At 65.4% G+C, this 19,434-nt stretch carries 20 protein-coding genes; 11 read left to right on the top strand and 9 right to left on the bottom strand.

Annotated elements, in window-relative coordinates; genetic code table 11:
• Nucleotides 1-12 precede the first annotated feature (12 nt).
• The 4 genes from A9974_RS24660 to A9974_RS24645 are packed head-to-tail and all read right to left on the bottom strand — an operon-like array spanning nt 13 to nt 3,767.
• Nucleotides 13-804, bottom strand: coding sequence for an ABC transporter permease (locus A9974_RS24660; protein ID WP_183006815.1), 792 nt, complete (start codon nt 802-804; stop codon nt 13-15).
• Complete coding sequence (locus A9974_RS24655; protein WP_183006814.1) at nt 801-1,649, bottom strand: ABC transporter permease; 849 nt, start codon at nt 1,647-1,649, stop codon at nt 801-803. Before A9974_RS24655 ends, A9974_RS24660 begins: the two co-directional genes overlap by 4 nt.
• Nucleotides 1,646-2,695 carry an ABC transporter ATP-binding protein gene (locus A9974_RS24650; RefSeq protein ID WP_183006813.1) on the bottom strand — a complete coding sequence of 350 codons (1,050 nt, stop codon included), beginning with the start codon at nt 2,693-2,695 and terminating at the stop codon, nt 1,646-1,648. The genes A9974_RS24655 and A9974_RS24650 overlap by 4 nt, the downstream gene beginning before the upstream one ends.
• A gap of 16 nt (nt 2,696-2,711) precedes the next feature.
• A complete protein-coding gene (locus A9974_RS24645; RefSeq protein WP_183006812.1) occupies nt 2,712-3,767 on the bottom strand; it encodes an ABC transporter substrate-binding protein in 1,056 nt (351 codons plus the stop codon).
• Between the two features lie 124 nt (nt 3,768-3,891).
• Here A9974_RS24645 and A9974_RS24640 point away from each other — a divergent pair, with 124 nt between their 5' ends.
• From A9974_RS24640 to A9974_RS24615, 6 genes are all read left to right on the top strand, one after another.
• Entirely contained in the window at nt 3,892-4,974 is a 1,083-nt protein-coding gene (locus A9974_RS24640) for a GlxA family transcriptional regulator (protein ID WP_183006811.1), read from the top strand.
• 75 nt (nt 4,975-5,049) lie between these two features.
• Nucleotides 5,050-5,757: a glutathione S-transferase gene (locus A9974_RS24635; RefSeq protein ID WP_183006810.1), complete on the top strand. Its 708-nt coding sequence runs from the start codon at nt 5,050-5,052 to the stop codon at nt 5,755-5,757.
• A gap of 495 nt (nt 5,758-6,252) precedes the next feature.
• Nucleotides 6,253-7,722 (top strand): methyl-accepting chemotaxis protein, encoded by a 1,470-nt coding sequence (locus tag A9974_RS24630; RefSeq protein ID WP_183006809.1) that lies wholly within the window; start codon nt 6,253-6,255, stop codon nt 7,720-7,722.
• Nucleotides 7,723-7,834: 112 nt separating this feature from the next.
• The gene (locus A9974_RS24625; RefSeq protein ID WP_183006808.1) at nt 7,835-8,062 is read left to right on the top strand and encodes a DUF1653 domain-containing protein; all 228 of its coding nucleotides are present in this window, start codon (nt 7,835-7,837) and stop codon (nt 8,060-8,062) included.
• A gap of 3 nt (nt 8,063-8,065) precedes the next feature.
• A complete protein-coding gene (locus tag A9974_RS24620) occupies nt 8,066-8,683 on the top strand; it encodes a 3'-5' exonuclease (protein ID WP_183006807.1) in 618 nt (205 codons plus the stop codon).
• Between the two features lie 24 nt (nt 8,684-8,707).
• Nucleotides 8,708-9,067: a nucleotide pyrophosphohydrolase gene (locus A9974_RS24615; protein ID WP_183006806.1), complete on the top strand. Its 360-nt coding sequence runs from the start codon at nt 8,708-8,710 to the stop codon at nt 9,065-9,067.
• Here the strand turns inward: A9974_RS24615 and A9974_RS24610 are convergent, their stop codons facing one another.
• Entirely contained in the window at nt 9,068-9,358 is a 291-nt protein-coding gene (locus A9974_RS24610) for an antibiotic biosynthesis monooxygenase (RefSeq protein WP_183006805.1), read from the bottom strand.
• A gap of 122 nt (nt 9,359-9,480) precedes the next feature.
• Here A9974_RS24610 and A9974_RS24605 point away from each other — a divergent pair, with 122 nt between their 5' ends.
• The 3 genes from A9974_RS24605 (at nt 9,481) to A9974_RS24595 (ending at nt 11,587) form a co-directional block, all read left to right on the top strand.
• Nucleotides 9,481-9,903 (top strand): hypothetical protein, encoded by a 423-nt coding sequence (locus A9974_RS24605; RefSeq protein WP_183006804.1) that lies wholly within the window; start codon nt 9,481-9,483, stop codon nt 9,901-9,903.
• A gap of 435 nt (nt 9,904-10,338) precedes the next feature.
• On the top strand, nt 10,339-10,812 hold the full coding sequence (locus tag A9974_RS24600) for a hypothetical protein (RefSeq protein WP_183006803.1): 474 nt from the start codon (nt 10,339-10,341) through the stop codon (nt 10,810-10,812).
• 46 nt (nt 10,813-10,858) lie between these two features.
• Nucleotides 10,859-11,587: a hypothetical protein gene (locus tag A9974_RS24595; protein ID WP_183006802.1), complete on the top strand. Its 729-nt coding sequence runs from the start codon at nt 10,859-10,861 to the stop codon at nt 11,585-11,587.
• 31 nt (nt 11,588-11,618) lie between these two features.
• On the opposite strand, the gene A9974_RS24590 is transcribed toward A9974_RS24595, so the two are convergent.
• Together A9974_RS24590 and A9974_RS24585 are read right to left on the bottom strand one after the other, a co-directional pair.
• Complete coding sequence (locus A9974_RS24590) at nt 11,619-14,054, bottom strand: DUF3772 domain-containing protein (RefSeq protein ID WP_183006801.1); 2,436 nt, start codon at nt 14,052-14,054, stop codon at nt 11,619-11,621.
• Between the two features lie 173 nt (nt 14,055-14,227).
• Complete coding sequence (locus tag A9974_RS24585; RefSeq protein WP_183006800.1) at nt 14,228-15,139, bottom strand: LysR family transcriptional regulator; 912 nt, start codon at nt 15,137-15,139, stop codon at nt 14,228-14,230.
• Nucleotides 15,140-15,265: 126 nt separating this feature from the next.
• Between A9974_RS24585 and A9974_RS24580 the strand changes: the two genes are divergently transcribed.
• Complete coding sequence (locus A9974_RS24580; protein ID WP_183006799.1) at nt 15,266-16,783, top strand: acetyl-CoA hydrolase/transferase family protein; 1,518 nt, start codon at nt 15,266-15,268, stop codon at nt 16,781-16,783.
• A 50-nt stretch (nt 16,784-16,833) separates the two neighbouring features.
• Here the strand turns inward: A9974_RS24580 and A9974_RS24575 are convergent, their stop codons facing one another.
• Entirely contained in the window at nt 16,834-17,781 is a 948-nt protein-coding gene (locus A9974_RS24575; RefSeq protein ID WP_183006798.1) for a LysR substrate-binding domain-containing protein, read from the bottom strand.
• Between the two features lie 232 nt (nt 17,782-18,013).
• Between A9974_RS24575 and A9974_RS24570 the strand changes: the two genes are divergently transcribed.
• On the top strand, nt 18,014-18,271 hold the full coding sequence (locus tag A9974_RS24570; protein ID WP_255468314.1) for an isoleucyl-tRNA synthetase: 258 nt from the start codon (nt 18,014-18,016) through the stop codon (nt 18,269-18,271).
• Between the two features lie 961 nt (nt 18,272-19,232).
• On the opposite strand, the gene A9974_RS29355 is transcribed toward A9974_RS24570, so the two are convergent.
• On the bottom strand, nt 19,233-19,434 hold a 202-nt coding region (locus A9974_RS29355), incomplete at its 5' end, for a hypothetical protein (protein WP_220806113.1).

Below are 19,434 nucleotides of genomic sequence, written 5' to 3'. Positions count from 1 at the left end.
AAAAGAGAAAAGTTATTTGCCGCGTTCGGACAGCATGTCCAGCCCGACGGTCAAATCCAGGATCACGATAGCGACGACCGCAGCCACGATCGTGGCGCCCGATACGGCTGCGATGGTCGGATCAATCGTGTATTGCACATAGTTGAAAAGCTTCACCGGGATCGTGTTCAGGTCCGCGGTGGTATTGAAGATGGACAGTTCCACGTTGATCCACGACGAGATGAACGCAAAGATCGAACCGGTCACGATGCCGGGGCGGATCTGCGGCAGCACCACCAGGAAGAACGTGGTCCAGGAGTTGGCGCCCAGGTCGGCAGACGCCTCTTCCAGCGCCCGTTGTTCGGGCGTCAGCAGCGTCAGCGTGGACCGCAGCACGAACGGCGCGATGATCACGATGTGGCCGATCAACAACGACAGGAAACTGCGGGTCAGCCCGAAGTACGCCCCGAACTGCAAGAGCGCCGCGCCCAGCACGATGTGCGGCAGCACCAACGGTGACATCAGCACCGAGGTCAGCGCCGCCTTGCCCGGAAATTCATAGCGCGCCAGCGCCAGCGCCGCCGGCACCGTCAGCAGCACCGCCGCGACGGTCGCCGCCAAAGCCAGCACGGTGCTGGTGGTGAACGCGGCGACATAGCCGGCTTCGACCAGCAGCGTGCGGTACCACTCCAGCGTCCAGCCTTGCGGCGGAAACGCCAGGTACGGCGTGGCGGTGAACGACGCGCCCAGGATCACCACCAGGGGCAGCGCCAGGTAGGCCAGCACGGCCAGGGCGGTCAGGCGGATCAGGTGGCGGGCGATCATCGCGCGGCTCCCGGCAGGGTGGCGGCGCGGTTGGCCAGCGCCACCAGGATCAGGGTAAAGACCAGCAGCACCATGCTGAGCGCACCGCCATAATGAAAATCGAACACCGTGCTGTACTGCTGGAAGATCAGCATCGACAGCACCGTGACGCGGCCGCCCGATAGCAGCGCCGGCGTCACATAGGCGCTGACCGCCAGGGTGAAGACGATGATGGCGCCCGACACCACGCCGGGTAGCGTCAGCGGCCAGGTCACGTGGAAAAAGGTCGCGGCCGGACTGGCGCCCAGGTCGGCGGACGCCTGTTCGCAGGCCGGGTCCACCCGCGCCAGCGCATTGCCCACCGCCAGCACCACGAAGGGCAGCAGCACGTACACCATGCCGATCAGGATGCCCAGCTCGGTGCCGATGAAGCGCACCGGGCGGTCGACAGCGCCCGTGGCCATCAGCCCCTGGTTGACCAGCCCGTTGCGGCCCAGCAGCACCATCCAGCCGAAGGCGCGCACGATGTTGCTGGTGAACAGCGGCACCACCAGCAGGATCACGCAGGCTCGGCGCCAGGCTTGCCAGCGCACGACGCGCACCAGGTACCAGGCCAGCGGATACCCCAGCACCAGGCAGGCCAGCGTGGTGAACAGCGCCAGGCGGAACGTCACCAGGATTACGTCCCAGTGATACTGGTCGGCCAGCACCCGCAGGTATTGCGCCGCCGTGGGCGTCAGGCCGTCAGGCCCGCCGGTGGCGCTGGCCAGCGCCACCACGGCCAGCGGCGCCAGGAAGAACGCCGCGAAAAACAGCACCGGGGCCGCCAGCAGCAGGCCGGGAGAAAGCCAGGCGCGCCGCATCATGGCTGTCCGCCGATCAGGTGCAGATGCTGCGGCGCGAACGCCAGCGCGACGTCGGCGCCCGCGCGCAGCCCGGTTGGCGCGATGCCGCCGTGCCGCGCCACCAGCGTCTGGGCGCCGATGTCGACGTGGATCATGCTGTGGCTGCCGACGTTGATCACATCGGTCACGGTGCCGGTCAGCATGGCGTCCGCGGGGGCGCACAGTTTCAGGTCTTCCGGCCGCAGCACGGCCAGGCCGCGCGATACCGGCGGTCTTGGGGCCTGCGGCAGGCGCAGGTCCTGCGCATCCAGCACCAGGGTGCCATCGTCGGCGGCGGTGTAGGCCAGGAAATTGGCGTCGCCGATGAACTCGGCCACGAACTGCGTGGCCGGGCGGCGGTAGATCTCGGTGCCCGCGCCTACCTGTTCGATCCTGCCGGCGTGCATGACCACGACGCGGTCGGCCATGGTCATCGCTTCTTCCTGGTCGTGGGTGACGAAGATGAAGGCGATGCCCAGGCGGGCCTGCAGGTGCTTCAGTTCAAGCTGCATGCGCTTGCGCAGCTTCAGGTCCAGCGCCGACAGCGGTTCGTCCAGCAACAACAGCTTGGGCTGGTTGACGATGGCGCGGGCCAGCGCCACGCGCTGCTGCTGGCCGCCGGACATTTCACGCGGATAGCGCGAGCCGAAGTCGGCCAGCCCCACCATGTCCAGCGCATCCTTGGCGCGGGCCGCCGCCTGGGGCCGGGACGCGCCCTGGCGCCGCGGGCCGTAGGCCACGTTCTCCAGCACCGTCATGTGCGGGAACAGCGCGTAGTTCTGGAACACGGTATTGAGCGGGCGTTGGTGCGCCGGCAGGCGGCTGACGTCCTGGCCGTCGATCAGGATGCGGCCCGATTCCGGCTTCAGGAAGCCGGCGATCGACTTGAGCAGCGTGGTCTTGCCGCAGCCGCTGGGGCCCAACAGCGCCACGAACTCTCCCTGCTGGATGGCCAGGTCGATATGGTCCAGCGCCTGGTAGGCGCCAAAGCGCATCGACACGCCTTCGATAGTGAGCAAAGCAGACATGGGAACAGGACCTTGCTCAGCGCTTGCGGGCAACCTGCCGGTTCCACGCATCGGTGATCTCGGCGCGGCGGGTGTTGATGATGTTCCAGTCGAACAGGCTCAGGTTCTTGACCGATCCCTCCGCGCCCCACGGCAGCTTGCGGGCGACGTCCTTGGACACCTGCACGTCCTTGACCGCAGGCCCCAGGTACAGGCGGCTGGCCAGACACGCGGCCGCATCCGGCGTCAGCGCGGTGTCGATGAACTTCTGCGCGGCGGCCTTGTTGGGCGCGCCCTTGACCAGGTGCAGCCGCGCGTCGGTGGCCCAGGCGCCTTCCTTGGGCACCGTGAAGCCGATGGGCAGGCCCTTGTCGATCAGGTCCCAGGCGCCCACGTTGAAGTGCGCGCCGATCACGGCCTCGCCGCTCTGGTAGGCATTGGTGGCCGCGCCCGAACTGTCGAAGAACAGCGCGGTGTCCAGCGAGGCCAGCTTGGCGTAGAGCGGGCCCAGGTTCGACGGGTCGATGGCCCAGACGCGCGCCAGGAAGAAAATGAACGGCACGCCCGACGAATTGGCCGGCGAGGGCACCGCCACCGCGCCCGCGTATTCGGGCTTCCACAGGTCCTTCCAGCTGGTCGGCGGCTGCGTCACTTCCTTGGTGTTGTACGTGATGCCCAGCGAGTAGTAACCGGTGCTGACCGCGAACACCGACGCGCCGTCCCGGTAGACGCCCTGGTCGATCACGTTCTTCAGGTTGGGCACGGCGGCCGGGTCCAGCGCGTCCAGCACGCCGGCCTGCTGCGCCAGTTCGCTGATGCCGCCGTCCATCCAGGCCACGTCGATGGTGGGCGCGGCCTTTTGCTGCTGCAGCTTGGCAAGGGTGGTGGTGGACGTGCCGACTTCCGGCACCACCGTCACGCCGGTCGCCTTGGTGTAGGGATCGGCCACGCAGGCGCGGAACGCGTCGCCCCAGTTGCCGCCGTACCAGGCGACGGTGATTTTCTGCTGCTGCGCCAGCGCGGTCTGCGAAGCCAGGATCAGCCCCGCGCCCAGCGCAACGGCGCCCAGCGCGCTGCGGTGATGTGTTGCCATGTCGGATTCCCCTTGTAGATTTGTCGATCCGTGATGCATTGACTCAAGTACCACACGCACATCTTGGGCGATGCTCGGGAAAACGAGCTTGAAGGCGCGGGACATAAACTTGAATAATTGCGTCATGACTGTCGCCCCGCCACCCTCGTCCACGCCGCTCTCCTATGAAGACGGCGAGCAGGCCCCGCCTCAGGGGAAACCCTCGCTGACGGTCGGCCTGGTGCTGCTCGACCAGTTCACGCTCGCCGCGTTCGCCGGTTTTGTGGATGTCTTGCGGTTGGCCGGCGACCACGGTGGACGCAGCCGGCAGATCCACACCGCCTGGCGGGTGATGAGCTGGGACGGCAAGCCCCGCTGCTCCAGCGCCGGCCTGACCATCGACGTGGCCGCGGGCTTGCCCGATGACCCGACGCAGTTCGACTACGTGGCGGTCTGTGGCGGCAATGACTACATCGGCGGCCGCATGCCCGAACCGCTGCGCGACTGGCTGCGGCTGGCCGCGGCGCAGCGGGTGCGCTTGCTGGGCATCTGCACCGGCACCTTTGCCTTGGCCCAGGCCGATGTGATCGGGCCACGCACGGTGTGCGTGCACTGGAATGTGTTGGAAGCCTTCCGCGAGCGCTTCCCCCACAGCCGTGCCGTGGTCGACCGGCTGTTCGTGGACGAAGGCGATTTGATCTCCTGCGCGGGTTCCACCGCTGCGATCGACCTGGGGCTGTACCTGGTGGCGCGCCATTGCGGCCGCGACAAGGCGCAGCAGGCCATGCGCCACATGATGCTGCAGGGCGTGCGGCCGGGCCGCGTGCCGCAGGCGCATTTCCGCACCGACCTGTCGGGCATCCAGGACCTGCGGGTGCGCCAGGCCGCGCATTTCATCGAGCAGCGCATCGATAATCCGCCGCCGCTGGACGCCATCGCGCGTTATGTCGGTGTGGGCCGGCGCCAGCTGGAAAGGGCATTCCGTCTGGCCACGGGCATGTCGCCCATGGCGTTTCAACGGCAACTGCGGCTGGAATACGGCAGTTGGCTGCTGCTCAATAATGCCTGCAGCATCACGCAAATCGCCCTGGACTGCGGTTTTGCCGACGGCGCGCATTTTTCACGCGATTTTCGCGCGCATTTCGGGCAATCGCCGCGCCAGTATCAGCAGGCCCACGGCCGCCAGACCGCTGAACTGGACGGCGAAATCAGCGTCTTCCCCGCCTAGCCGCTGCGTTCGACACGGTCAGCCGCTGCTTTTAGTATGGACAGGTTCTGGCTTTCCGCCGGGAAGGAGACCTGCATGACCTACGACCTTTGGTATTGGGACGGTATCCCCGGGCGCGGTGAGTTCGTGCGCCTGGCGCTGGAGGCGGGCGGCATTCCGTACCGCGAACGCGCCCGCGAGCCGGGCGGCGACAACGCGTTGCTGAAAGACATGCTGTCCGACCGCAAGCATCCGCCATTTGCGCCGCCTTATCTGGTGGCCGGCAAGATGACCCTGGCGCAGACCGCGAATATCCTGCTGTTCCTGGGTGAAAAACACGGACTGGCGCCGGACACCGTGGAAGGACGCCTGTGGGTGAACCAGTTGCAGCTGACCATCGCCGATATGGTGGCTGAAGCGCACGACACCCACCATCCGATTTCCGCCAGCGATTATTACGAAGACCAGAAGGAAGAGGCCGCGCGCCGTGCCCGCAGTTTCCGCGAAGAGCGCATTCCGAAGTTCCTGGGATATTTCGAACGCGCCCTGACGGACCCGCACGCCTGGTTGGCAGGCGGCAAGCGTTGGACTTATGCGGATCTGTCGCTGTTCCATCTGGTCGACGGCCTGCTTTACGCATTTCCCAAGCGGATGGGGAGCCAGGCCGCGAAATTCCCCCACGTCATGGCCCTGCATCGGCGGGTGGCCGAACTGCCGGCCTTGCAGTCCTATTTCGCCAGCGGCAGGCGCCTGCCCTTCGGCGAAGGCATATTCCGCCATTACCGGGAGCTGGACGCGGAATAACAGACGGCGCCGACCGGCACACGTTTCGGGCGGTTGTCTATCCGGCGCTGTTTTTATTCGCCTATTAAATAAATGGGGCCGCCATCGAGGCGGCTTCTTCATTATGGCGTTCGCCAGTTTTAAAAATAAGAGCCGGATTCGTATTAACCCTGGTTGTCGCCATGTGTTGTGGCATATACCGAAGTTGAATTAATCCTGAACTTGTGAGTAATAAAGAAACCTCATGAAACTTTTTTCGGTAACTGCCTGCCGAAAACATTGAGAACGCCTCATTTTTAGGATTAAATATTTTCGACTGGATACATTCTTCCGTTTTTCTGTATTCACTGACCTGCCGTCGCTGCGGTAGCGACGGATATCCAGGCAAGCGTGTGCATGCGGCGCGGCGTGCACTGCCTGATTGCTGGGACGCGCCACGCAGTCTGCTTCAGATAAGCCGCCGTTTCTTTATCCGTTTCAGAAACCCGTCCCATCCCCCTGGCAGGAGACGTCAACATGCAATGGCTTACCCTAAACCGCTTGCTCCGTGGAGAGCGCGGCATGCAGAAAGCGGACCTGTATGGTCAGATCGCCGCCATCCATAAAGCGCAGGCGGTTATTGAATTCGATCTTGAAGGCTATGTGCTGATGGCCAACCAGAATTTCCTGGACACCATGGGCTATGAACTGGACGAGGTGCTGGGGCAGCACCACCGCCTGTTCGTCGACCCCGACGAGCGCGAGTCCGCGGAATATCTGGAATTCTGGCAGCGGCTGGGCCAGGGCAATCATGACGCCGGGCGTTACCGCCGCATGCGCAAGGACGGCGCCGATGTGTGGCTGCAGGCCAGCTACAACCCGATTTTCGACAAACGCAACCGTCCGTTCAAAGTGGTCAAGTATGCCACCGACATTACCGCGCAGCAGCAGCGCCAGGCCGATACCGAAGGCCAGCTTGAGGCGATCTCAAAAGTGCAGGCGATTATCGAATTCGAACTGGACGGCACCATCATCCGCGCCAACGACCTGTTCCTGAATGCGGTGGGATACCGCGAGGACGAGGTAGCGGGGCGCCATCACAGCATGTTCGTGCTGCCCGAAGAGGCGCGCAGTTCGGCCTACCAGGACTTCTGGTGCAAACTGCGCAGCGGCCAGCACGATACCGGCCAATATCTGCGCATCGGTAAAAACGGCCGCCAGGTATGGATAGAGGCCAGCTACAACCCGATTTTCGATGCCGAGGGCCGGCCGTTCAAGGTGGTGAAATTCGCGATCGACATCACCAAGCGGTTTACCGCCGCGCAGACCCTGCGCGTTGCCGTGCAAGGGCTGACCGAAAATGCCGAGCGCGCCAGCCAGGCCAATACTCTGGCGCAGGACGCCTGGAAAATCGCCGAAGAGGGCGGCAAGACGGTGCAGGGCGTGGTCCGGACCATGAGCGCCATTACCGGCAGCTCCAAGCGCATTTCGGAAATCATCGGCGTGATGGATGGCATCGCCTTCCAGACCAATATCCTGGCGCTGAACGCCGCGGTCGAGGCCGCGCGCGCCGGGGCGCACGGCAAGGGCTTCGCGGTGGTGGCGGCGGAAGTGCGCAGCCTGGCGCAGAACAGCGCTGCGGCCGCCAAGGAAATCAAAGGCCTGATCACGACCTCGGTCGAACAGATCGAAAGCGGCGCCAGCCAGGTCCAGTCCGCCGGCACCACCATGGAAGACATCGTGGCGTCGTCGCGCCGGGTCACCGAGATCATGGGCGAGGTGGTCGAAGTGTCCCTGGCCCAGTCGGGCAAACTGGGTGAAGTCACCGAAGACATCACCCAGATGACCGCCGAGGCCGCGTCCGTCTTGCAGGCCGCCCACGAACTGCACGGCGCGGGGAGCTTGAAGAAGCCGGCGGTCAAACCGGTGGCCGCGTCACTACGCGCCCGCCCCGCGGCCAACACGCCGATGCCGCCCAAACCCGTCCTGGAGTACGTGCGCTACTGAGCGCCGGGGCGGCGCCTGCCGCCCCAATGCGCTATAAATACGGTCTTGTTTGAACCCGTCGGCCCAGGCAGGAACCTTCCCGCCCGGGCCGTGCTTTTTGCGGCAGTCCTCCATGACCGAATCCGAAGCCCTGGCTCTTGCCACCCATCGCCACTACAAGGGCGGCCTGTACCGCTACGTGGATACCGCCCGCCATTCCGAGACGGAAGAGTCCATGGTGGTCTACGAGCATCTCTGGCCGCATGCGCGCGGCCTGTGGGTACGGCCGGCGGATCTGTTCTTCGGCCAGCTGGCTGATGGTTCGCCGCGTTTTGCGCCGCTGCGTCCGGCGGCGGAGTAGGCCGTGGCTTTCTACTACCGCAGGACGCGCCAGGCCGGCGCCGCCGCCCGGCCGGCCACCGCCACGCGCCAGTCTGCCGCCGCCTTGTCGGCGGCACTGGACGCCTTGCGCGGCCCGTTCGTGGTGGCCGACCTGGAAACCACCGGGCTGTCGACGTCGACCTGCGAAATCCTGGAGTTCGCCGCGGTCCGGGTGATGCCGGGCGGGTCGTCCGAACGGGAATACGCGCAGGTCGTGCGCACGCGCGGGGCTGTGCCGTCCTTCATCACGCGGTTGACCGGCATCACGCAGGCCGAGGTCGACCGCCAGGGCGTACCGGTGGAGCAGGCCTTCGCGTCGTTCCTGGAATTCGTCGAAGACCTGCCGGTGTTTTTCCATAATGCGTCGTTCGACCGCCGGTTCCTGGGCGCGGCCGCGCTGCAGACGGGCCTGCCGTTCGCCAATGCCACCCATTGCACGCTGGCGCTGGCCCGGCGCGCGTGGCCCGAATTGCCGTCGCACAAGCTGGATGTGCTGGCGCGGCATGTGGGCGCGTCCGAGCCTACCCACCGGGCGCTGGCCGACGTGCGCACCACGGTCGCGGTCGCGCTGGCGGCCAGTTCGCGATTGGCCGCGGCCTGACGCCGCGGCGCAGTGGAGCCCACCATGTCAGACCTTGAACACATCAGGCAGGCGCTGCGCGCCTTCACCGCCGAACGCGACTGGCAACACTTTCATTCGCCCAAGAACCTGGCGATGGCCCTGTCGGGCGAAGCCGGCGAACTGCTGGCGCTGTTCCAGTGGCTGACCGAGCAGGAATCGCGCCAGCCCTCGGCCGCCTTGCTGGCGGACGCGGCCGACGAGATCGCCGACGTGCAGATGTACCTGGTGGCGCTGGCGGACCAACTGGGCGTGGACATCGCGGCGGCGGTAGAGGCCAAGATGGTCAAGAACGCCCGGAAGTATCCGGCGGATCGTTTTCGCGGCAGCGCGCGCAAGTACGACGATCCGCCCGACCCAACCTGATCAGATCACTTTTTGCTCGTGATGCACCTGGGGCGGTTCAACGAAAAAGCCCGCCACGAGCTTGCGCCATTCTTGAAAATCGGACGATTCCCGGAAGTCCACCATATGGTTTTCGACGGTTTCCCATTCCACTACCAGGGTGTACCGCTGCGGCTGTTCGATGCTGCGGTACAGCGCCATGCCGTGGCAGCCCCGGGCCCTCAGAAACAGCGGTTTGGCCTGTGCCACGCCGGCCTCGAACAGCGCTTCCTGGTCTTCGCGCACGTGGATGCTGGCGATCTCCTGGATCATGATGGTGTCTCCGGATGAAAGGGACCGGGCGGTGCCCGGCCGGGCGGAGTAGTATGGCTGAAAATTCCCCTCGCGTCGCCGGGCGGGCAGCAGTTTGCGCCCACCGGCCTCCCGGTATCCCGATGAACCGACCCGTTGCCACCCTGCCGCACCTGATTGTCGCCCGCTTGTTGTGGTACGTGGGCGTTGGCGCGCTTGCCGTCATGGCGCTGGCGTCGCAAACCCAGTTCAGCGTGGCGGCGGTGCTGTCGGCCATCGCCATCTACATTCCGTTGTCCATGCTGGGCCTGCCGCTTATCGCCTGGCTGGGCCTGGGTCGCGCCAACGGCACCGCGCCCAAGGGCCTGGCGCCTGCCTGGCCATGCTGGCTCGCCGCTGTCGCGGGCATGGCGCTGCTGGCCGGCTACCATCTGTCGGCCCAACTGGAACTAGCCGAGTGCGGCATACTGTTGCTGCTTGTCGCCGTCGACCTGGCGCTGGTGCGCAGAGAGTCTGTCTGCCTGGCCGGGCATGTCGCGACTGCCCGGCGCCGCTGGCGCCGCTGACGCCGCTGCGCTCGCGATACCGCCGCACCCCCCCCTTTTTCTGACAGTCAGCCTAACGGCTATTGCCGCGCGGCCTGCCGCCGTGAGCGCTAGGGTAATTGTGCGAGAGCGCCGCTTGCCTGCCCATCCGAACAGCTGAGATGCGCCGCAGCAATCGCGCGCGGCGCGATTGGCTCGTCATCCTTACGCATGGCCCGCACGGCGATGCCCGCAGATTCCACGACATCTTTTACGTCTTCCTCCCCACTCTCTTGGGACCGGTCGCCCGTTTAACCGATATCGACATCCTTAGTGCGGCGCAATCATTCCGTACCAATACAAAAGTCCCAAGCGCCATGTTGCCGGAAGGGCGTACTGCGTCGGGGTGGTAAAGGTCCGCGCCGGTCGGCCACCGGCACCTGTTCATCCGCATGAAACGGATCAGGAGGAGCTCAAATGAAAAAGCTCGCAGCAGTCGCAACTTTGTCCCTCGTCGCGTTCTCCGCCTATGCCGGCGGGCCGAGCCCGAGCATTTCCGCTTCGGGACATGTCGGCACCATCACCGGCACCGTCTCGTCTGTTTCCACCGGCACGTCGGTGGTGTCGACGCAGATCAACGGCTACGGCTCGTCGAACCAGACGTCGTTCGGCGAGACCGGCGGTGTTGCCAGCGCAGGCGGAACCTTCGACAAGGACGGTACCAACGTGGTGACCAGCACCCGGCAGTACGCCACCAGCGAAACCTACGGCCACATCACCGGCAATGCGCCGATCATGGTGGGCGACAGTGTCGCCAACGGCGGCGCCACGTTCGGCAGCACCACCACGAACGCCTCGGCGACGGGCACGTTCAATGCGGGTGCGATCGGCGCCACCGCGTCGATCCACGGCATCGGTCCCGTGGGCGGTATGGGCGGCTTCGGTCACTGAGCAGCAGGCAATCCGGACGGCCTCGGCCGTCCGGCTGGAGGACATCATGAAAACCATTGCGCTTGCCTTATCCCTGTCGTTGTCGCTGGTGGCGTTCTCGGCCAGCGCGCAGACCAGCACTTCCGCCTCGACGACATCGGCGTCGTCGGGTTCCACCAACGCGGGCAACAACCAGGGTATTACGCTTAACTCCAACAACAGCGGCTCCAGCACGCTGCGCACCGCGCCGCCGATCGGGGCGCAGAGCTTCTACGGCTCGTTCTCGTCCGATAGCTGCATGGTGTCGGCCGGCGGCGGCGGTTCGGTCGTAGGGTTCGGCATGAACGTCGCGTTTCCGGTCGAAGACACCAAATGCAGCCTGCGCCGCAACTTCGAGCGGACCATGCAGGCGGCCGCGTCCACCAAGGATCCGGACCGCTCGCGCCGGCTGGAAACCGCCGCGGTCGACATCCTTTGCCAGACCGACGACCGTACCAAGGCCGCGCTGACCGCCCAGGGCTTGTGCACCAATCCGTCATTGACCACTGCGGACCACCGGTTCGAGAACCCGAACGTCGCGCAGACCGCGCCGGCAGGGGCGCCGCAGGCCCAGTACGCACCGGCCCAGCCGCCGATGCAAAGCGCCCAATATGCGCCGGCACCCGCGACCGCCACCGCGCCCATGGCGCAGGCCTATCCCGTGCTGTCCGGGCAGAACACCATGTCGAACTCGCCGCCTCTGCGCAATCCGCGCATGGATCGGCAGGGGCTGGTGGACTTCTATTCGCCGGGTTGAGATCGTGACCGGCGAACGCAATTCCAAGGGTTCAGGGCGTGGCGACAGGCGCAGCCGCGGCGCCCGGGCCTTCGGCCGCGGGCGTGGCGGGCGGTTGCAAGGCCGCGGCTTGCGGCGCGGATGCCAGCAGCATGGTGGGCGGCGACGACACCTCCAGCCCGGCTTCGTGCAGCCGCTGCAGCAACGTGAACAGCAAGGCGCTGCGCACGCCATACGCCGAGCGGGGCGAGGACACGTAGCCCTTGGCGTTGAACACCAGGTTGCCGCCATCGATGCCGTCCAAAAACACATTGGGCGCCGGCGTGTCCAGCACGTCCTCGTGGTCGGCGAACGCTTGCAGGATCAGTTCGCGCACGCGTTGCGCATCGGTTGAGAGCGGCAGGGGCAGCTTGATCTGCACCAGGCCCAGCGGATTCGAGCGCGTCACGTTGCGCACCGTCTTGGTCACGAATTCCGAGTTCGGCACGATGACCGTCGAACGGTCGCCCATCTGGATTTCCGTTGCACGCACATTGATGCGCAGGATGTCGCCTTCGACGCCGCCCAGCGACACCCAGTCGCCTACCTTGACTGGCCGCTCGGCCAGCAGGATCAGGCCCGAGACAAAGTTCTGCACCACCGCTTGCAGGCCGAAACCGATACCCACCGACAGCGCGCTGGCGATCCACGCCACCCGTTCCAGGCCGATGCCCGCGGCCGACAGTGATAGTGCCACCGCCAGCACGAAGCCGGCATAGCCGAACAGCGTCGCGGCCGACAGCTGCATGCCCGGATCCAGCTCGGTGGTCGGCAAATAGCGGTTGGACAGCCAGCGCTTGAGCACCTTCACGCTCAGCAGCGACAGCCCCAGCACCATCAGCGCTTGCAGCACCGCGCCGGGGCGGATGTTCGCCTCGCCGATGGCCAGCCCCTTGCGCAACTGGTCGAAACGCTGCAGCAGGTCCATCGGCCCTTCGCCGAAGGGGGCCAGCAGCAGGATCACGGCCAGCAGGCCCACCGCCACCCGGCCCACGCCCGATAGCAGCACCGCTGCCTGGTCGCGCAGGCTGGGGCCTTCGCTGTCGTCGCGATGCGAGGTGCCCAGCAACGTGCTGAAGCCGTCCTCGATCAGGGTGGACAGCAGATACGCCGAAGCCAGGATGATCACCACCCACAGCACTTGTTTGGTCAGGAAGCTGCCAAAGGCGACATAACCGGCCAGCAGGCTGGCCAGGCTGATCACCAGTACCGTGCCGATCGCGGTCAGCAACAGCGAGATCCAGAAGGGCGTGGGCGCGGCGTCTTCCTGCTGCGCCTGGCGGCGCAGGCGGCGGCCGATCGACAGCGTGATCGCCATCGTCACCATCACAAACACCGCGACGATGCCGGTCAGCGTGATCGTCGTGGTCAGACTGGCGTTCAGCAGCACGGGCAGGCGCTCGGCCAGCCAGATCATTACAACCAGCACGCCCAGCGTGCCGGGCAGCCAGCGCAGGCGTTGCGCTACGGCGTCGGTGATCGGAGGCAGGCGCCAGGACGGCCGGTTGGTCGACATCAAGGCGTAGCCCAGGCCGGACACGTAGCCGCCGAAGCAGACCGTGGCGACCAGGTTGGCCAGCAGCGCGCCGGTGCTTTCCGACAGCTGCGAATTCCAATCCAGGCCGGCGTGAATCAGCACGGCGATGATGCCCGGCGTGGCCACGGCCAGCGTCAACAGCGCCACTGCCAGGAACGAGCGGCGCAGGCGGCCGGGCGGCACCCGAGTCGCCGTGATCCGCAGCAGCAGGCGGCCGATCCAGATGCGCAGCGCGATCATCAGGGCGGCCGCGGTGGCCACCAGCAGCCAGCCCCATTTGGGCGTCTGGCCGACCGCGGTGGTCAGGTCGTCGCGCAGCGCCACCAGGCGCTCCAGGTCGCCGGGAAATTCTTCGTGGAATTCCGCCCAGAACTGGCCGGACAGGAACGAGTCGCGCCGTTCGCCCAGGCGGGCCTGGAACTGCGTGCGGCGCAAGCCCGAGATCTGCTCGGCCGTTTGCGCGGCGTCGACCGACAGCAGCCGCGCCAGCTTGATCTGCGCGTCCAGCGCGCGGCTGGTTTTCTCCAGCTGCATGCGCTGCGCCGCCACGTCAGGCGCTTCCTTGACGCCGTCGGGCGGCGCGCCCAATTCGCTCAGGCGCGCGGTGACGCTGGTCAGTTGCGGGGTCAGGGCATCGGCGGCGGCATCGGCCTTGGATTGGATGTCCAGCGCGTCGCCGCGCTGCTTGAGCAGCTCGGCGTCATCCGTTTCGTCGGGAACGCGCTTGCGGATATCGTCCAGTTGCTTGCGGGCGCTGGCCAGCGAGGCTTCGGTATCGCCGGGCGCGGCCGGCGTTGCGGCAAAGGCGGGCCCCATGCAGAACATCAGCAAGAGGGCGGCGATCAGGGCGGCCAGGGAAAGGGCGCGCGGCCGGGCGGCGCGCACTGGCGGGTGTTGCAGATTCAGGGTCATTTTTCTTGGGGCGATTCGCTCGCGTCGAGGCGGCAGCATAACAAGCCGCGGACGGGGCCGTTGCAACAAAAACTCAGCTGCGTCCCTGTTAGATCTGGCGAAGATCAGGCGGCGCGAGCCAGGGGGCGGGCAGGCAAAATAGGGCCGGATGTTTGTTGGCTATTCGTCAGGTTTCAGCGGGGCGAGGTGGCCGCCTGCCGGCGCTTGCCCAGCACCCCGTCGCAGACCTCCAGCCAGGCGCGGGCGGCGTACGATAAATATCCTGATTGCTGCCAGATATGGCCCACTTCCCATTGCAGTCCGGACTTGGCCAGCTTGGCGGTGCTCAGGCCGCGCGTCTTCATCCGCTGCATCAGCGGTTCCGGCAGCAGCGCCGCGCCCAGGCCCGCCGACGCCATCGCCACCAGGAAGTCCCAGTGCGCGCTTTGCGCGGCGATGCTGGGCTGCAAGCCGGCATCGGCAAAGGCGTGCCGCAAGCGTCGCGTCATGGCGAAGTCGTCGGTGGGGATCAATAGCCGGGTGTCGCGCAGCGCGCTGAGCGGCAGCGACGTTTTGCCGGCCCAGGGGGAGTCCGGCGGTCCGATCACCCAGATGGGGTAGCTGCCGAAGGCCCGCGCGGCCAGGCCGCTGTCGGGCGCCACCGGCAGGATGGTGGCGCCGACCTCCAGTTCGCCACCGGCGACCAGATCCTCGACGGTGCGCCCGGTGCCCTCGCGCAGGGTCAGATGTATGCCGGGGTGCAGTTCCCGGAAGCGCTTGACCACGGGCGTGAACAGCAGATTGATCATGGGCGGAATACCGACCTCGAGCGAGCCGCGTTGCAGGTCGGCGGTCTGGCGCATTTCCTCGGTCAGCTGGCGCATGGTTTCCAGCACTTGCAGGCCGCGTTGATACATCACGCGTCCCGTGTCGGTAGGCCGCGCCGTGTGGCCATCGCGCACCAGCAGCGCGGTGCCGGCTTCCTCTTCGAGCTGGCGGATCATCTTGCTGACCGTGGACTGCGTCACGAACAGCGCCTTGGCCGCCTGCGTGAAGCTGGCATGCCTGACCGTTTCCACGAAATACCGCAGGGCGCGTACGTCCAAGGGCGATCTCCTCGCGCAGGGCGCGGAACCTTCAATCAATGAAAAAAAAGACTGGATTGGATGATTTTAAGTCATTACGAGATTTGGCTTGGCCTTCCTATACTGCGAAAAAAATCTGGAGACATCATGCATTTCGACCGTATTCGCCACCCGGGGCTGCACGCCAAGATCACCTCCGCCGAACAGGCGGCGCTGCTGGTCCAAGACGGCATGACCGTCGGCATGAGCGGCTTCACCCGCGCCGGAGACTGTAAGTCCGTGCCCGCGGCCCTGGCCGGCCGCGCCGGGCGCGAACCCCTGTCGATCACGCTGATCACCGGCGCCTCGCTGGGCCACGACACCGACAAGATGCTGGCGCAGGCCAATGCGCTGGCGCGCCGCATGCCGTTCCAGGTCGACACCACGCTGCGCCGCAAGATCAACCAGGGCGAGATCGCCTTCATTGACCAGCACCTGTCCGAGACGGCGGAACAGCTGCGCGCCGGCCATATCGGGCCGATCGACGTTGCCATCATCGAGGCCGCCGCCATCACCGAAACCGGCGCGATCGTGCCGACCATGTCCGTGGGCAACTCGGCATCCTTCGCCCAGCAGGCGCGCACGGTCATCATCGAGCTGAACCTGGGCGTGCCCGCCGCCATCGAAGGCCTGCACGACATCTACGTCCCCGCCGACCGGCCCGGTCGCGAGCCCATCGGCCTGGTGTCGGCGGATCAGCGCATCGGCCAGCCATTCATTCAGGTCGATCCAGACCGGATCGCGGCCATCGTCATCACGCAAGAGCCGGACAGCCCGTCCAATGCCTTGCCGCCGGACGCCGAAACCAACGCCATCGCGGCGCACATCAACACCTTCCTGCGCGGCGAGGTTGATGCCGGGCGCCTGACCAATTCGCTGCTGCCGCTGCAAGCCGGCATCGGCACCATCGCCAATGCCGTGCTGCACGGGTTTGAATCGTCGGACTTCGATGCCTTGACGATGTATTCCGAAGTGCTGCAGGACAGCGCCATCGAACTCTTGGATCAGGGCAAGCTGACGTTCGCCTCGGCCTCTTCCATCACGGTGTCCAAACCCGTGTACGAAAAGATCCTGGCCAACATCGAGCACTATCGCGACCGCATCGTGCTGCGCCCGCAAGAGATCAGCAACGCGCCGGAAATCGTGCGCCGCCTGGGCATCATCGCCATCAATACGGCGCTGGAATTCGACCTGTACGGCAACGTCAATTCCACCCACGTCGGCGGCACCCACATGATGAACGGCATCGGCGGTTCGGGCGACTTCGCCCGCAACGCGCACCTGGCGATCTTCGTGTCCAAGTCCATGGCCAAGAACGGCGACATTTCCAGCGTCGTGCCGATGGTGTCCCATGTGGACCATACCGAACACGACGTCGACGTGCTGGTCACGGAATGCGGCCTGGCCGACCTGCGCGGCCTGACGCCGCGCGAACGCGCCCGCGCCATCATCCGGCATTGCGTGCATCCGTCGTACCGCGACGCGCTGCAGGACTATTTCGACCGGGCCTGCCAGCGTGGCGGCCAGACGCCGCATCTGCTGGAAGAAGCCTTTTCCTGGCACCAGCGTTTCAACGAATCGGACAGCATGCGCGCGGCCCCGTCCGCCGAGCGCAAGGTCGCCTGAGCCCGGCGCGGTTTAACTGCCGCCGCAGTTGGGGGTAAAGCCGGGCCGCTTTACCCCTTTTTTTCTTGGGCGGCCTGGGCTGCGTCGTGGCGCGCCGGCGTCACCAGCGTCTTGCTCGACCGCTCCAGCTCATCGCGCAGCCATTGCTTGAACGCCACCAGCGGCGCCCAGTCGCGCAGGCTGGGCCGGTAGACCAGGTGATAGGTCTGCGCCTGTTCATAATGCACGCTGATGGGCGACACCTGCACCAGCCGGCCCGCGCAGATCGCGTCGGCCGCCAGCAATTCACGTCCCAGCGTGATGCCCAGCCCTTGTTCCGCCGCCTGCAGCATCATGCCCGCGTCATTGAAGGTCGCCACCGGCGTAACTGGCACTCGCAGGCCTGCCGCGGCGAACCAGTGCTGCCACATGTCCCGTTCGCCCAGCAGCGGCTGGCGCGCCAGTGTCTCTGGCGTGTTGTCGGGCAAGGCCCGCGCCGTCTCGGGCGACGTCAGGGCGATTAGCGGCAGCGGCATATCGAACAGCGGTTCGGACTCGACGCCCGGCCAAGGCCCGCGGCCAAACCGTAGCGCCGCATGAAAACCGTCGCGCAGCAGATCCACGACCTGCTGCGATGTCTCGATTTCCAGCGACAGGCCTGGATGCTGGGCATGCCAGCGCGCCATACGGGGCAGCAGCCAACGCTGTGCAAACGACGGCAGCACCGACACGCGCATCCGCTGTGCGCTGCCGCTGGCCGCCGCGGACGCCGCCATCAGCCCCTCGTCCAGCAAAGCCATGGCGCTTTGCACACTGCACAGCAGGGCCGCGCCGGCGGCATTGAGCACGATGCCGCGCCCGCTGCGCTCGAACAAGGGAAAGCCCAGTTGTTCTTCCAATCCCTTGATCTGCTGGCTGACCGCGCTGTGCGTCAGGTGTAGCCGGTCGGCGGCCGCGCGCAGGTTCTGCAGCTCGGCGACGGCGCGGAAGGCGGGCAGGGTGTTCAAAGGCAGGCGCATGAGCGGACTTTGGTAGGGGTGAATTGCAATTGGTTAGGTTAACTGACCGTAATGGGTAAAACAATTCGATTTTCAGGTGTGTATTGGGCGACTACGCTTACCAAAACGGATAAAGCCAAGGAGCCCAACCATGTCCGCGCAAACCTGCCTTCCGATTTCCCCGCCTTTTAGTACTGTGACTGGCGCTGCGACAGGCGCCCCGGGCGCGGCCCGCGCCCAGCCGGCGTCCGCCGTGGTCCCGCTGGCAACCGCGGCCCCCGCCACGGTCTCCGTTCAGGCCGAGCCGCAAGGCGCATCGCGTGGCGGCATCCTCAGCCGCCTGTGGCACGCCTATCGCCAGCGGCGGGCCGAGGCCGTCCTGCGCAACCTGGCGGACGAAATGGATGCCCATATGCTCGAGGACGTGGGCGCCCCGCAATGGCTGGTCAACGAGACCACCCGCGAACAAGCCCTGAAGCGGATCACCTCTATCGACAATCTCCGCTGGTGAGCGTCTGTCCGGCCGGGCGGCCGGCTAGAAGGGCGGCGTCCTCTCCACCCGTTTCTATATAGGTAGGGGGAGAAGCGGCATCGTCCTGCCATCTATATAGGCGATTTCCTGTAGATGACTCCCCTAGAGGGCGCCTGTCCAGACGGACGGGTGGATGCCTTGTCTATATAGAGAAGGCAGGAGGAAGGTATCTTTGCGGGGAGCGCCCTCCTGGAAAACGCTTTTCTATGGAGCATCATCCTACGGAGACCGCTCCCATGGGAGCGCATCTATATAAAGCACGCTTCTACAGACTCACTGTAGAGCACGCGAGTAGATGGGGCCTCTATATAGAGAACATCCGCCTTGTCGCCGAGGTGTCCTTCCGTGGCGCCTGGCTTAGGCGCCGTCTCCCCACAGTCTTCCCCTCTACCGCCCCTTCCCGGGGCGATGCCATCGAGAGCGCCAATCACCGGCTGAATCAGCCCGGTGGCCCATGCCTTGCGGCAGATACGCAGGTTTTTGCTTCCGGCGCGTGACAAGGCAAAAATCTGTGCTATAGTCTCGCTCCTTCGCAGTTCAAGCAGTTTTGTGAGCAGCGAGGCCAAGCAAGTGCAACGGATCGGGACGCAAGCGCGAACAGATCTGCCGCAGGGCTCCAAGGCGATGGGTTGGTCGGTAGGTGTGACCGGATCCTCGAACCAGCAGTCAGCGGGTTTTGCAAAAGAGGGTGCAAATCAGGCAGAAGCCAGTTGCACAATCTGCAAAAATTGTGCTATAGTCTTGGGCTTGACTGGTGACGGCGAATCAGGGTTTGCCCGGCAGGGTGGTCTGAATCAAGTTGCTAGTCATCTGGGCGGTAACCAACCTCTGGGGTTTCCCGGGGCTGCTGCGAAAGTGAAGCGATTCACGAAAAGCGGCGGGGTTGCAAGATAGGATGCAAATTAGGCAAAAGCCGGTTGCATAATCTGCAAAAGTTGTGTTATAGTTTCAGGCTTGGCAGTTGCCGAAAACTTAGGGTTAACCCTGATATTTCGATAGCTGCTAGGGCGAGACCTGAAGGGGTCGCAAGGCAGGGCGGCAGGTTGAGTTGAAAAACGAAAGTTTTAAGACGAAACGAAGCTGACTTGACAAGCGATAAAAACTTCTTCATAATCTCGTTTCTCTGCTGCAACGACAGCGAC

The organism is Achromobacter sp. UMC71, assembly GCF_014170305.1.
In the GTDB taxonomy this organism is placed as follows: Bacteria; Pseudomonadota; Gammaproteobacteria; order Burkholderiales; family Burkholderiaceae_B; genus Achromobacter.
Note: the sequence above shows the minus strand (reverse complement) of the source record. Positions and strands in the feature narration are given on the sequence as shown.